General features: G+C 64.0%; 13 protein-coding genes. 11 read left to right on the plus strand and 2 right to left on the minus strand.

Features of this window, described 5'->3' with window-relative positions:
* Nucleotides 1–116: 116 nt before the first annotated feature.
* From ACTORR_RS08025 to pdeM, 11 genes are all read left to right on the plus strand, one after another.
* Nucleotides 117–647 carry a hypothetical protein gene (locus tag ACTORR_RS08025; RefSeq protein WP_061304825.1) on the plus strand — a complete coding sequence of 177 codons (531 nt, stop codon included), beginning with the start codon at nucleotides 117–119 and terminating at the stop codon, nucleotides 645–647.
* Nucleotides 648–1,305: 658 nt separating this feature from the next.
* Nucleotides 1,306–1,782 carry a YchJ family protein gene (locus ACTORR_RS08030; protein ID WP_054885840.1) on the plus strand — a complete coding sequence of 159 codons (477 nt, stop codon included), beginning with the start codon at nucleotides 1,306–1,308 and terminating at the stop codon, nucleotides 1,780–1,782.
* 2 nt (nucleotides 1,783–1,784) lie between these two features.
* Entirely contained in the window at nucleotides 1,785–2,261 is a 477-nt protein-coding gene (locus tag ACTORR_RS08035; protein ID WP_054885841.1) for an LEA type 2 family protein, read from the plus strand.
* 7 nt (nucleotides 2,262–2,268) lie between these two features.
* Complete coding sequence (locus ACTORR_RS08040) at nucleotides 2,269–2,472, plus strand: SEC-C metal-binding domain-containing protein (RefSeq protein WP_060486211.1); 204 nt, start codon at nucleotides 2,269–2,271, stop codon at nucleotides 2,470–2,472.
* A 146-nt stretch (nucleotides 2,473–2,618) separates the two neighbouring features.
* Nucleotides 2,619–5,060, plus strand: a complete 2,442-nt coding sequence (locus tag ACTORR_RS08045; protein ID WP_286935353.1) for a penicillin acylase family protein — start codon at nucleotides 2,619–2,621, stop codon at nucleotides 5,058–5,060.
* Between the two features lie 108 nt (nucleotides 5,061–5,168).
* Nucleotides 5,169–5,510, plus strand: coding sequence for a hypothetical protein (locus ACTORR_RS08050; RefSeq protein WP_262108782.1), 342 nt, complete (start codon nucleotides 5,169–5,171; stop codon nucleotides 5,508–5,510).
* A 105-nt stretch (nucleotides 5,511–5,615) separates the two neighbouring features.
* Nucleotides 5,616–6,632, plus strand: coding sequence for a ligase-associated DNA damage response exonuclease (locus ACTORR_RS08055; RefSeq protein ID WP_099815172.1), 1,017 nt, complete (start codon nucleotides 5,616–5,618; stop codon nucleotides 6,630–6,632).
* Nucleotides 6,629–8,287: an ATP-dependent DNA ligase gene (locus ACTORR_RS08060; RefSeq protein WP_054885846.1), complete on the plus strand. Its 1,659-nt coding sequence runs from the start codon at nucleotides 6,629–6,631 to the stop codon at nucleotides 8,285–8,287. Before ACTORR_RS08055 ends, ACTORR_RS08060 begins: the two co-directional genes overlap by 4 nt.
* Before the next feature lie 98 nt (nucleotides 8,288–8,385).
* Complete coding sequence (locus ACTORR_RS08065) at nucleotides 8,386–9,501, plus strand: succinylglutamate desuccinylase/aspartoacylase family protein (RefSeq protein WP_054885847.1); 1,116 nt, start codon at nucleotides 8,386–8,388, stop codon at nucleotides 9,499–9,501.
* Nucleotides 9,502–9,569: 68 nt separating this feature from the next.
* A complete protein-coding gene (locus ACTORR_RS08070; protein WP_212632701.1) occupies nucleotides 9,570–12,020 on the plus strand; it encodes a ligase-associated DNA damage response DEXH box helicase in 2,451 nt (816 codons plus the stop codon).
* Complete coding sequence (gene pdeM / locus ACTORR_RS08075) at nucleotides 12,017–12,676, plus strand: ligase-associated DNA damage response endonuclease PdeM (RefSeq protein WP_054885849.1); 660 nt, start codon at nucleotides 12,017–12,019, stop codon at nucleotides 12,674–12,676. The genes ACTORR_RS08070 and pdeM overlap by 4 nt, the downstream gene beginning before the upstream one ends.
* 1 nt (nucleotide 12,677) lies before the next feature.
* Here the strand turns inward: pdeM and ACTORR_RS08080 are convergent, their stop codons facing one another.
* On the minus strand, nucleotides 12,678–12,905 hold the full coding sequence (locus tag ACTORR_RS08080; RefSeq protein WP_054885850.1) for a hypothetical protein: 228 nt from the start codon (nucleotides 12,903–12,905) through the stop codon (nucleotides 12,678–12,680).
* A gap of 99 nt (nucleotides 12,906–13,004) precedes the next feature.
* Nucleotides 13,005–13,571, minus strand: coding sequence for a dCTP deaminase (dcd, locus tag ACTORR_RS08085; RefSeq protein WP_003254920.1), 567 nt, complete (start codon nucleotides 13,569–13,571; stop codon nucleotides 13,005–13,007).
* Between the last annotated feature and the right edge of the window lie 186 nt (nucleotides 13,572–13,757).

Raw genomic sequence — 13,757 nt, forward strand, 5'->3', positions numbered from 1 at the left:
ACACCTAAACGAAAGTCTTCCTGTTTGTTCCTTCATGCCACCGGCAGAACCCTTGGTCGGGTCTTTCGGCTGCCCGTGGGAGCGAACTTGAGGGAGCAAACAAGAGGAAAAGACCAATGAGCATCGACATCAAACACAAGCATTCCGGTCACGTCATCATCATCGAAGGCCACGCCTTCAAGGCAAACGACCGGGGCCAATGGGACCTGACAGACATCTGGCGAACCCTGAAGCTGCCAAAGGGCAAGCAACCGGGCCAATGGAACAACTTGAAGGAAGGCCAATACATGAGGGAAATGGGTTTTTCCCATTCCGCTAAGGCTGGTGCAGTTACAGTGACCCACGCCAACAAACGAGCAGCTCTTGCCTATGCGGGCTGGGTCTCTCGTGAGTTCGAGACGATGGTCTATGACGCCTTCGAGGCGATCCTTGAGATGCCGGAGGTAGCTGCACTGGTGGCCGACAAGATGGCCTCACTGGGCAATGACCATGGTGCAAACATCCTCAAGCGCATGACCTTCAACGACAAGTGCGATTGGAAAGCAATGAAGGCTCCCCACAAGAATACTCAAAGGGGCCTAAAGGCTGCCGTCAGAAAAGGCCATTTGACACTTCAGCGAGCTGGCGAGCTTGGACTTAGAATCTAAGCAGGAATAAATACTTTCGTAACCAGAAGCTAAGGGTCTATGCTTGTGGAATAACTCGAATCTCAAGGACCTACGATGAGTGTCACGCTATGTTACACCTACAAGGGCAAGCGAGTCGTCACTAAGGTTCCTGTTGAGTCTCTGACCCCACATGCAGCGCTATGCTTTGCATTACTTCAATCAGGTGCTTCTGATGACCAATCTCAAAAGAGCTGGCCGCATTCCTATGAGCGCCTCCTTGAAGTAGCTCAACAACACGAACTCACAGACGTTCGTTTTCACAAGTCATTTTAATCTCTATAGGAGAACCCCATGGACCACCTACAGGCCCTCTACTGGGTCTGTCTGGCCGTTCAACTGGGGTTCTGGTTGTGGTCGCATAGACCCTCTTGAGAATCTGACAGAAAAATCTGAAAGGTCACCATTACAAGACTTCCCGCGCAGGTTCCCCCGTAGGCCCTCGCATGGGTGCCCGTGGGTGCGTTAAGGACCCCAGTAATTCGCCCTTGCGGTCTCGCTGTCTGTCACCAACACTGTCACCAGCTTTGTCACCAAATTCCTTGAGGTCCTCTATGAAGCCCGCTACGCTTGGCCTGCCGCCATACCCCACTCAGTTCTGGGCCAACCCTGAAAACTTCGGCAAGTATTGGTGGTGATGATGAGTGTCTCGGTTTGCCCTTGTGGCAGCGGCAACCTGCTCGACGCCTGCTGTGGGCATTACCATGCCGGCACTGCGGCTCCCGACGCCCAGACATTGATGCGTTCGCGCTACAGCGCCTATGTATTGGGGCTGGTCGACTACCTGGTGGCCACCACCCTGCCGGCCCAGCAGGAGGGGCTGGATCGTGCTGCCATGGCAGCATGGAGCGCCCAGAGCACCTGGCTGGGCCTGGAGGTGGAAAGCGCCGAAGTACTCGGCGGCCAGCCCGAACACGCCTTCGTGACCTTCACCGCACGCTGGCATGACCAGGCGGGCGACCATCAGCACCGTGAGCGCTCTGCTTTCGTGCAGCACGAGCGGCGCTGGTATTTCATCGACCCCACCGTTGCGCTCAAGGCCGGCCGCAACGACCCCTGCCCCTGCGGCAGCGGGCAGAAATTCAAGAAATGCTGTGCCAGCTACGTTGGCAATTGAGCATGATTGCCGCCACCCGCCTGCTGTTGCTCGGCGCCTTGCTGGGGCTGCTGGCGGGCTGTGCGAGCTGGGGCGACGATGATACGCGCGAGCCTGAGCTGCACCTGGACAAGGTGGAAACGGTAAAGGCGCGGCTGCTGCAGCAGGAATTCGTCCTGCACCTGCGCGTCGACAACCCCAACGACAGCCGCCTGTTCATTCGCAACCTGAGCTATTCGGTGTGGCTCGACGACCTGCTGCTGGCGCAGGACGAAGTGAGCCTATGGCGCAGCGTTGGCGGGCATGCCCGGCGCACGTTCAAGATCACCGCGCGAACCAATCTGTGGCAGCACCTGAAACCGCTGGCCAAGCTGCTCAAGAGCGGGCAGCCACTGCATTACCGCCTGCGGGGCGAGCTGGAGACCGGACTGATCATCCATCAGGACCTGCACTTGTCGCGCAGTGGTGAGATAATCCCCGGCGATCTCATACCGGAGTAACCCTGCAATGACTCAGCAACCCCATGTTCATGGCCCTGACTGCAACCACGGTCACGATCATCAGCATGATCACGACCATGGCCATGTACACGGCCCTCACTGCAACCATGGCCACCAGGAGCCTGTGCGCAACGCCCTGAAGGACGTCGGCCGCAACGACCCGTGCCCGTGCGGCAGCCAGAAAAAGTTCAAGAAGTGCCACGGCGCTTGATTCATTGAACTCGGGTACCTGCAGCGACGATGGCGGCGGTGCGGGTACCGCTGGTAAATAAACCGCTGTCGCACCTTGCACGGCGCCTGCGCGCTCACTACCTTAGCGCCTTTCGAACCCCGCCACGCCTTGCAGGAGCCCTTGTCATGGCCGCCCCAGTCCTTCCTCCCTTCCGCCTGCGGTTCAGTAGCGCCGCCACGCTGCTCGGCATGCTCGGGCTCGCCGGCTGCCAGATGGGTGGTTACCAGGACAGCGTGCCACCGTCGACCGGCGTGCAGCCACTCAAAGGCCTGGCGCAGAATGCTTCGGTCCGGCGCAACGCCATGGGCGCACCGCTGATCGAAAGCAGCAGTTTCCATGACGCGCTGTTCACCCTCGGCTATGTGCATGCCGGCGATCGCATCGAGCAGATGCTTGCCATGCGCCTGCTCGCCCAAGGCCGCCTGGCGGAGCTGGCCGGCAGCGAAGCGCTGGATATCGACCGGCTGATGCGCGCCGCTAACCTGAAGCAGAACGCCGCCCAGCAGTACGCCGATGCCTCGCCGCGCCTGAAGCGCTTCTTTGAAGTGTACGCCCGTGGGGTCAACGCCTACCTGTTCCGCTACCGCGACAAGCTGCCGGCCAACCTGGCCAGCAGTGGCTATCGCCCTGAGTACTGGAAGCCTGAAGACTCGGCATTGATCTTCAACCTGTACGCCTTCAGCCAGTCGGTAAACCTGCAGGAAGAACTCAGCGCCCTGACCCTGGCGCAGAAAGTCGGCAACGACAAACTACCCTGGTTGTTGCCCGGCGCACCGGACGAGCCCCTGGCAGAAGCCGAGGTGGAAAAACTCAAGGGCCTGAACCTGAGCAGCCAACTGCCAGGTTTGCCCGCGCTGGCAGCGGCCAGCCAGAAACTTGCCGATCTCGACCTGCTCGGCAGCCCCGGTTCGGCCAACCTGGCGCTCGGCCCGCAACGCAGCCGCAGCGGCAAGAGCCTGCTGGCCAGCGACAGCCGAGCAGCGTGGGCGCTGAGCCCGGTGCAGATCCACACCGGCAGATATCAGGTCGCAGGCCTGTCATTGCCAGGCCTGCCCATCGTACTGGCCGGCTACAACGGCAAGCTGGCCTGGAGCAGCAGCGCGGTGATGGCCGACAACCAGGACCTGTATCTGGAGCAGCTGCGCCACGCCGGCAGCCAGGTGACCTATCTGGCCGACGGCAAGTGGCTGCCGGCCCGCGCCCGCAGCGAAACCTTCTTCGTCCGTGGCCAGCGCCCAGTGCGCGAGGTGATGTACGACACCCGGCACGGCACCCTGCTCCCCCAGGCAGGCAGCGCCAGCCTGGGCCTGGCCCTGAGCCTGCCCCAACTCAAGGGCGACCGTAGCCTCGACGCGCTGTTCGACCTGACCCGCGCGCAGAATGTCGAGCGCGCCTTCGACAGCACCCGCGAAGTCGCCACTGCCGCGCTCAACTTCGTCTTCGCCGAGCCCGAGCACATCGGCTGGCAGGTCAGCGGCCGCTACCCGAACCGCCGTGAAGGCCAGGGCCTGCTGCCATCGCCCGGCTGGGAGGGGCGCTATGACTGGGATGGTTATGCCGACCCGATGCTGCACCCCTATGACCAGGACCCCGCGGCCGGCTGGATCGCCCATGCCAACCAACGCAGCCTGCCGCGTGGCTACGGCATGCAGCTGTCGAGTACCTGGTACTACCCTGAACGCGCCGAGCGCCTCGGCCAGCTGGCCGGCAACGGTCGGCACGACAACCGCAGCCTGATGGCCCTGCAGAACGATCAGGTGACGTTGCTGAGCGACAAGCTCAAGCAAATGTTCGACGCCCCCGGCATGGCCCAGCCGCTCAAGCAGGCGATAGACGCCCTGCCTGCATCCCAGCGTGACAAGGCGCGCGACACCCTGGCCCGGCTGAAGGCCTTCGACGGCCGTCTGAGCCCGGTCTCGGCCGATGCCGCGCTGTATCAGCTCTTCCTCCAGGAAGTAGCCCGGCAGACCTTCCTCGACGACCTCGGTCCGGAATCGAGCCCAGCCTGGCAAGCCTTTGTCAGCAACGCCCGCCTGTCGTATTCGGCCCAGGCCGACCACCTGCTGGGCCGCGACGACAGCCCGTTCTGGGATGATCGGACTACGCCGCAGAAAGAGGACAAACCGGCCATCCTCGCCCGCAGCCTGGCGGCCGCCGTGGATACTGGCACCGCGCAGCTGGGCAGCGACCGACGCGCCTGGCAGTGGGGCAAACTGCACCAGTACCGCTGGCCGGCCCCTGCTTACCACGGCCTGGGCGACCCACTGAGCCGCTCACCGATAGCTGCCGGTGGCGATTTCACCACCCTGGCCCTGACCCCTTACGCCTGGGGCAGCGATTTCGACACCCGCCTGCCGGCCTCGGCACGCATGATCGTCGACTTCGGCCAGGCCGAGCCGCTCCAGGTCCTGACCAGCAACGGCCAGTCGGGCAACCCGGCCAGTGCGCATTACAGCGACGGGCTGGACGCCTGGTTCAAGGGGCGGTTCATGAGCCTGCCGCTGCAGCCGCAGAACTTTGGCCGGGCCTATGGCAGCCAGCGATTGACACTGGTGCCGGGCCGCTAGCGGCCAGAGTTCCTCCTGACCACCCTCGAGCCATGTACTTAGCATCCTGTCGTACTGCATTTGCCTTTCGGCGAGCGCAGTACAACCCAACTTAAAAGGATGACTAACATGAGCAGCGAAACCCTCAAGATCGAAATCTCCTGGCCAGCATCGATGACCGTTCCGGCAGGCGCGACCATCAATGCGCAGCTGTGGGCTGGCAATGCAAGCGCCGGCTACAGCCTGATCGGCGACCTGGATTCCTCGGCAGCCGCAGATAGCTCGCCGGCCATACTGGAAATTCCTTACAGCCAGGAAGACCTGCAGTCCCATGATGGCAAGACGACCTGGGACTACTTCCATACCTCGCCCTACCTGGCGCACGACAACAAACGCCTGAATATCGGCTATGCGCAAAAAATCAGCATTGCCGATGCCAAGGCCAACGGCTGGAAAATAAACCTGCGCTGAGCATTCGAGGCGCCATCCCGGAACCCGGGCTGGCGCTCGTCATCGTCCGAACTTCCCCCACCCTGTGACGTTCTCAACTGGTAAGCCCTCTACCCAGGCATTGCCATGGATCTTGTCATCGCCCGCCCCGAAGGCCTGTACTGCCCGCCGGGGGACTTTTATATCGACCCCTGGCGTCCGGTCGAGCGCGCCGTGATCACCCACGGCCATGGCGACCATGCCCGCACCGGCAATCAGCACTATCTGACCGCCGCCCCCGGAGCCGGCATCCTGCGCAGCCGACTGGGCCAAGGCATCGACCTGCAGACGCTGCCCTACGGTGAATGCATCCAGCATCACGGCGTCACCCTCAGCCTGCACCCGGCCGGCCATGTGCTGGGTTCGGCACAGGTGCGTCTTGAGTACCAAGGCGAAGTATGGGTCGCTTCGGGTGATTACAAAGTCGAGCCGGACGGCACCTGCGCAGCCTTCGAGCCGGTGCGCTGCCATACCTTCATCACCGAGTCCACGTTCGGCCTGCCGATCTACCGTTGGCCCAGCCAGGCAGATATCTTTGCCGGGATCAATGCCTGGTGGCGGAGCAACTGTGAACAAGGCAAGGCCAGCGTGCTGTTCTGCTATGCCTTCGGCAAGGCTCAGCGAATTCTCCATGGCCTGGACCCGGACATCGGGCCGATCCTTGTGCATGGCGCTGTCGAGCCGCTGAACCGGGTATACCGCGAAGCCGGTGTGCGCCTGCCGACCACCCGCTATGCCGGGGAGGTCCCGCGCAACGACCCGCTGCTGCGCCAGGCATTGATCCTGGCGCCGCCCTCCGCCGCAGGGAGTAGCTGGATGCGCCGATTCGGCGAATACAGCGATGCCTTTGCCAGCGGCTGGATGCTGTTGCGCGGTACCCGCCGTCGGCGTGGTGTCGACCGTGGCTTCGTGTTGTCCGACCACGCCGACTGGCCGGGGTTGCTGTGGGCCATCGAGCAGACGGCTGCCGAGCGGGTCATGGTCACCCACGGGTCAGTGAATGTGCTGGTGCGCTACCTGAACGAACAAGGCCTGGATGCCCGTGCCTTCGTGACCGAATACGGCGAAGAGGATGACATCACCGCCACGGAGCCCGAGGAATGAAAGCCTTCGCCGAACTGTACCTGCGCCTGGATGCGACCACCTCCAGCAACGCCAAACTCGAAGCCTTGCGTGACTACTTTGCTAAAGCGCCCGCCGAAGATGCTGCCTGGGCCGTCTACTTCCTGGCTGGCGGGCGTCCGCGCCAGTTGGTGCCGACCCGCGTTTTACGCGAATTGGCCACGGCCTTGGCGGGGTTGCCCGACTGGTTGTTCGAAGAAAGTTACCAGGCAGTCGGCGACCTGGCCGAAACCATCTCGCTGCTGTTGCCGCAAGCCTTCCATGCCAGCGAAGACGGCCTGGCACACTGGGTCGAAGCGCATCTGCTACCCTTGCGCGGCCTGCCGCCAGAGGAAATCCAGCGACGCCTGCCCCCGCTGTGGGCACAGCTGGACCGCCCCAGCCTGATGCTGTGCCTGAAGCTGATCACCGGCAGCTTTCGGGTCGGTGTATCCAAGCTGCTGGTCACTCGCGCCCTGGCGCAACTGGCGGGCCTCGATGCCAAGCGCGTGGCCCAGCGCTTGGTCGGCTATACCGATATCGGCCACCGCCCGACGGCCGCCAGCTACCATCGTCTGATCGCCGAAGAATCCAGCGATGAACATAGCCAGCGGGGTGGCCAACCTTATCCCTTCTTCCTCGCTCACGCCCTGCAGGCACCGCCCGAGCAGTTCGAAGCGCTGCTCGGTCCTCCCGCTGGCTGGCTGATCGAATGGAAGTGGGATGGCATACGCGCTCAAGTGGTCAAGCGTGATGGCCAGCTGTGGATTTGGTCCCGAGGCGAAGAACTGGTCACCGAGCGCTTTCCCGAGCTGCACAGCCTGGCCGAAAGCTTGCCCGACGGTACGGTGCTCGACGGTGAGATCCTGGTCTGGAAGCCCGGCGTCGATGCCGGCGCACCGGCAGTGCAGCCGTTCGCCGTGCTGCAACAGCGCATCGGCCGCAAGACACTGGGCAAGAAGTTGCTGGCGGACGCGCCGGTAGTGCTGCAAGCCTATGACTTGCTGGAGTGGCAAGGCGAGGACTGGCGCAGCCGGCCTCAACATGAACGGCGCCAGCAACTGCAGCGCCTGTTGGCAGAACATCCCTTGGCCCCCCTGCTGCTTTCACCACTGCTCGAGGGCAACGACTGGGCAGAACTGGCGCGGCAACGCGAGCAATCGCGCAGCCTGGGTGTGGAGGGCTTGATGCTCAAGCAGCGTGACGCGCTGTACGGCGTGGGCCGGACCAAGGACATGGGGTTGTGGTGGAAGTGGAAGATCGACCCGTTCAGCGTCGATGCGGTGCTGATCTACGCCCAACGCGGCCATGGCCGCCGTGCCAGCCTCTACAGCGACTACACCTTCGCCGTGTGGAATGCGCCAGCGGGCACGCCCGACCGTGCGCTGGTGCCCTTCGCCAAGGCTTATTCCGGGCTCAGCGACGCAGAGATGCGCAAGGTGGATGCGATCATTCGCAAGACCACGGTGGAAACCTTCGGGCCGGTGCGTAGCGTCACCCCGACACTGGTCTTTGAGCTGGGCTTCGAGGGCATCGCGCTGTCCAAGCGCCACAAGAGCGGTATCGCCGTGCGATTTCCGCGGATGTTGCGCTGGCGCCTGGACAAACCGGTCGATGAAGCCGATGACCTGGCAAGCCTGCAGGCATTGTTGGTCTGAAAGAAGGCCTCACGGTGAGGCGCGGTAACGGAAATTATGCTTCTATCTTTGTGCCGACCGGTGTCGCAGAACGTTTTCGCCACGCAGCCAGGACCCCCATGCACCATTCAACCCACGACTTGCTCTCGCCCGTACCGGGCATTTCACGCCAATTGCACAGCTTCCACTTCGGCCCACGGGGTGGCGCCAAGGTGTATATCCAGGCCTCGCTGCATGCCGACGAACTGCCCGGCATGCTGGTCGCCTGGCATCTCAAGCGTCGCCTCGCCGAGCTGGAACAGCAGGGTCGCCTGCTGCGCGAAATCATCCTGGTACCCGTGGCCAACCCGGTCGGCCTGGAACAGGTGATGCTGGATGCGCCCCTGGGCCGTTTCGAACTGCAGAGCGGCGAGAACTTCAACCGCAACTTCGTCGACCTTTCCGACAGCATCGGCGACCAGATCGAAGGTCATCTGAGCCAGGACCCGGCGCACAACGTGGCGCTGATCCGCGAGTACCTGCGGCGTGGCCTGGATGCCCACCCGGCGCGCACGCCGTTGCAGTCGCAGCGCCTGACCTTGCAACGGCTGGCCTGCGATGCCGACCTGGTGCTGGACCTGCACTGTGATTTCGAAGCGGTCGAGCACCTGTATACCACCCCGGAAGCCTGGCCGCAGGTCGAGCCACTGGCCCGCTACCTGGGCGCCCAGGCCAGCCTGTTGGCCACCGACTCCGGCGGGCAATCGTTCGACGAATGCTTCAGCCTGGTCTGGTGGCAGCTGCAGCAACGCTTTGGCAAGCACTTCCCGATCCCGCTGGGGAGCATCTCGGTCACCGTAGAACTGCGGGGCCAGGCCGACGTCAGCCATGACCTGGCCAGCCAGGACTGCCAGGCGATTCTCGACTATCTTACCCATGCCGGCGTCATCGAAGGCACCGCCACCCCGCTGCCCGAGCTGCCGCGGCCGGCCACCCCACTGGCCGCTGTCGAACCCGTGGCAGCGCCCCTTGGCGGGCTGCTGGTGTATCACGCCCGCCCCGGTCAGCAGCTGGAGGCCGGGCAACTGATCGCTGAAGTCATCGACCCGCTCAGCGACCGGGTGACGGCCGTGCGCAACAGCCAGCCTGGCTTGCTCTACGCCCGCAGCGTGCGGCGCATGGCCACGGCCGGCATGGTCATCGCCCATGTCGCCGGCGAGCAGGTGCTGCGCAGCGGCTACCTGCTGGCCAATTGATCGGTTAAAACCAAAGCGTGCGGCAAGTGGTCTGTAGAAACACAACCTGCGCAGGACTGCTTGCCCCCATGCCCGCCGCTTCCAACCTCGCCGATACCTGGTTCGCCGCCCGCGGCTGGAAACCCTTCGCCTTCCAGCGCCAGGTATGGGCAGCAGTCGGACGTGGCGAATCAGGGCTATTGCATGCCAGCACAGGGGCGGGCAAGACCTATGCGGTCTGGCTGGCTGCACTACGCGCCTTCGCCACAGCCGCCAGCGGGCGCCAGCCGGCCGCACTGCAGGTGCTGTGGATCACCCCCATGCGCGCACTGGCGGCTGATACAGCGCGCGCGCTGCAAGCGCCAGTGGAGGAGCTCGGCCTGAACTGGACGGTCGGCGTGCGCAGCGGCGATACCGGCAGTGCCGAGCGCGCTCGCCAGGCCCGGCGCCTGCCAAGCGTGCTGATCACCACGCCGGAAAGCCTGACACTGCTGCTGACCCGGGCCCAGGCCGCCGAAGACTTCGCCAGCTTGCGCCTGGTGGTGGTAGATGAATGGCACGAGCTGCTTGGCAACAAGCGCGGCGTTCAACTGCAACTGGCCCTGGCCCGCCTGCGCCGCTGGCATCCGGGCCTGATCACCTGGGGCTTGTCGGCCACGCTCGGCAACCTGCCGCACGCCCTCGACGTACTGTTGCCGGGCGGTGGACTGCTGGTCAAAGGTCGCCAGGACAAACAGCTGCTGGTCGACACCTTGCTGCCCGATGCCATCGAGCGCTTCCCCTGGGCCGGGCACATGGGCCTGAAAATGCTCGGCCAGGTGGCCCATGAACTCGACGCCAGCTCAAGCAGCCTGGTATTCACCAACACCCGTGCCCAGGCCGAACTGTGGTACCAGGCCCTGCTCGACGCCCGCCCCGATTGGGCCGGGCAGATTGCCTTGCATCATGCGTCACTGGCCCGGGCGACCCGCGACTGGGTCGAACAGAGCCTCAAGCAGGGCACGCTCAAGGCCGTCATCTGCACCTCCAGCCTAGACCTGGGGGTGGACTTCCTGCCGGTCGAACGGGTGCTGCAGATCGGTTCGGCCAAAGGCATTGCCCGCCTCATGCAGCGCGCCGGGCGCTCTGGCCATGCCCCGGGACGCCGCTCACGCGTCACCCTGGTGCCCACCCATAGCCTGGAGCTGGTGGAGGCTGCCGCCGCCCGGGCGGCCCTGGCCGCCGGCCATATCGAAGCGCGCCGCTCGCCGCGCCTGTGCCTGGACGTGCTGGTCCAGCATCTGGTCAGCATGGCCCTGGGCAGTGGCTTTCGGCCTGACGAACTGCTCGCGGAAGTCCGCAGCACCTGGGCGTTCCGTGAGCTGCGTGACAGCCAGTGGCAATGGGCGCTGGATTTCGTCAATCACGGCGGCCACGCATTGACGGCGTACCCCGACTATCAGCGTGTCGAGGCGCACCCCGACGGGGTCTGGCGGGTGGCCAGCGAGCGCCTGGCGAGGCGTCACCGCATGGGCATCGGAACCATCGTCAGCGACGCCAGCCTGCAGCTCAAGTATTGGAGCAAGGGTGGGGGCGGCAAGCACCTGGGCAGTGTCGAGGAAGCCTTCATCGCCCGCCTGCGCCCCGGCGATACGTTGGTGTTTGCCGGACGGGTCCTGGAGTTGGTACGGGTAGAAGGGATGACCGCCTACGTGCGCCGCAGCACCGCGCGCAAGGCCGCCGTGGCGCGCTGGAATGGCGGGCGCATGCCACTGTCCAGCGAGCTGGCCGACGCCGTGGTCGAACAACTCGATGCTGCGGCGCATGGGGCCTATCACGGCCCGGAGATGCAGGCCGTGCTGCCGCTGCTGGCCTTGCAGTCGAAGTGGTCAGCCTTACCCACCCGCAACACACTGCTGGCCGAAACGCTGGGATCACGCCAGGGCTCGCATCTGTTCCTCTACCCGTTTGCCGGGCGCATGGCCAACCTGGGCCTGGCCAACCTGATCGCCTGGCGGGTAAGCCGGGTGCAGCCACTGTCGGTATCCATCGCCGTGAACGACTATGGTTTCGAACTGCTCAGCCCCAGCGCCGTGGATTGGGCCAGTTGCCTGCCGGACGCGCTGTCGGGCGACAACCTGCTGGAGGACGTGCTGGCAAGCCTGAACGCTGGCGAAATGGCGCTGCGACGCTTCCGCGAAATCGCCCAGATTGCCGGGCTGGTGTTCGGCGGCTACCCGGCCGCTCAAAAGAGCACCCGACAGATTCAGGCTTCCAGCGGGTTGTTCTATGAAGTATTCCGCAAACACGACGCCAGCAACTTGCTGCTGGGCCAGGCGCGCGATGAAGTACTGAACGAAGAACTGGAGATCGAGCGCCTGCAGCGGCAGTTGCTCAAGATGCAAAACCTGCAACTGGACCTGCGCATGCTGCAACGGCCTGGCCCCCTGGCATTCGCCCTGCTGGTCGAAGGCATGCGCGAGACTTTGAGCACGGAAAAGCTGGCGGACCGCATTGCACGGATGGTGACCGACCTGGAAAAAGCGGCAAACCGGCCATGAATACCTATCTGCCTGTCGAACACTGTGGCGAAACGCTCTGGCTGCTACCAGACAAGGCCATCTACTGGCCGGCCCGCCGCACCTTGCTGGTGGCCGACGTTCATATCGGCAAGGCAGCCAGTTACCGGGCACTGCATCAACCCGTTCCGCGTGGTACCACCAGCGCAACCCTGGCACGCCTGGATAGATTACTGCACAGCTACGCCTGCGAGCAGCTGATCATCCTTGGCGACTTCCTGCATGCCCGCGCTGCGCTGGCGCCTGGCACGCAGGCCAGCCTGCAGGCATGGAGAACCCGCCACAGCGCGGTGAAGGTAGTCCTGGTACGGGGTAATCATGATCGCCACGCCGGTGATCCGCCGGTGCAACTGGGGATCGAAGTGGTAGACGAACCCCTGCTGCTGGCGCCCTTTGCCCTGCAGCACGAACCGACGCCCCACCCCAGCCACCCGGTACTCGCCGGGCACGTGCATCCGGTGTACGTGCTGCGAGGGCGGGCGCGGCAACGGTTGAGGCTGCCGTGCTTCCTGATCGATGCTCAGGTCAGCCTGCTCCCGGCGTTCGGTGAGTTCACCGGTGGGTGGTTGGTCGAACCGGGTTCCGATACGCGGGTTTTCCTGGCCGGAGGCGATCAGGTCTGGGCGCTGGCCACCTGAGTCAGGCGACAGGAGACGGTGGTGGCTCGTCGGGAAGGGTTGGCTCACCGGGCTCCATCGGGGGATGATCACCAGGCTCTGGCGGCTGCGGCGTATCAGGATCAGGCTGGTGCGGCACACCGCCAGCCTGCACGGGCAGCGGGTGCGCCAGCAGTGACCAGGCCAGCAACCCGATCTGGTTGGGCTGCAGTACAGCCAGCTTCGCACTGATTGCGGGGTTGAGTTTCATTGGCAGCTCCTGGACGAGGGCCAACACGCTGCATACGTATCGGCACTGTTCAACCTGTTGGAGTGCCATCAGGGAAACTAATTCCCTGCGCTCGTCGGATCAGGTGCGTGGCAGGGTGACGCCGCGCTGCCCTTGGTACTTGCCGCCCCGGTCCTTGTACGACACTTCACACTCTTCGTCGGACTGCAGGAACAGCATCTGCGCCACGCCTTCGTTGGCGTAGATCTTGGCCGGCAGCGTGGTGGTATTGGAGAACTCCAGGGTCACGTGGCCTTCCCACTCCGGCTCCAGCGGCGTGACGTTGACGATGATGCCGCAACGGGCGTAGGTGCTCTTGCCCAGGCAGATGGTCAACACATCACGCGGAATGCGGAAGTACTCGACGGTGCGAGCCAGGGCGAAGGAGTTCGGCGGGATGATGCAGACGTCGCTCTTGATGTCGACGAAGCTGCCGGCATCGAAGTTCTTCGGGTCGACGGTGGCCGAGTTGATGTTGGTGAACACCTTGAATTCGTCGGCGCAGCGCACGTCGTAGCCGTAGCTGGAAACGCCAAAGGAGATGACACGGTTGTCCTGCTCGCCGCGCACCTGGCGCTCGACGAACGGTTCGATCATGCCGTGTTCCTGCGCCATGCGGCGAATCCACTTGTCCGATTTGATGCTCATGGCGGGGTGTCCTGAAGAGTTGCGAGGGGAAAATCCAGACGCGCATCTTACCGGTCCCGGCGCCCGGGTTAAAGTTCCAGTGCCCCATCCCGCGCCGGACGGGGGTCGCAGCCGCCGTCGATCCGAATTTGCGTAAAGCGTTCACAGACCATTGGCAGCTCGTGGAAAGTGGGGTAAGGTGGCGCC

This window comes from Pseudomonas sp. SAR267, from assembly GCF_052077595.1.
Taxonomy (GTDB): domain Bacteria; phylum Pseudomonadota; class Gammaproteobacteria; order Pseudomonadales; family Pseudomonadaceae; genus Aquipseudomonas; species Aquipseudomonas vlassakiae.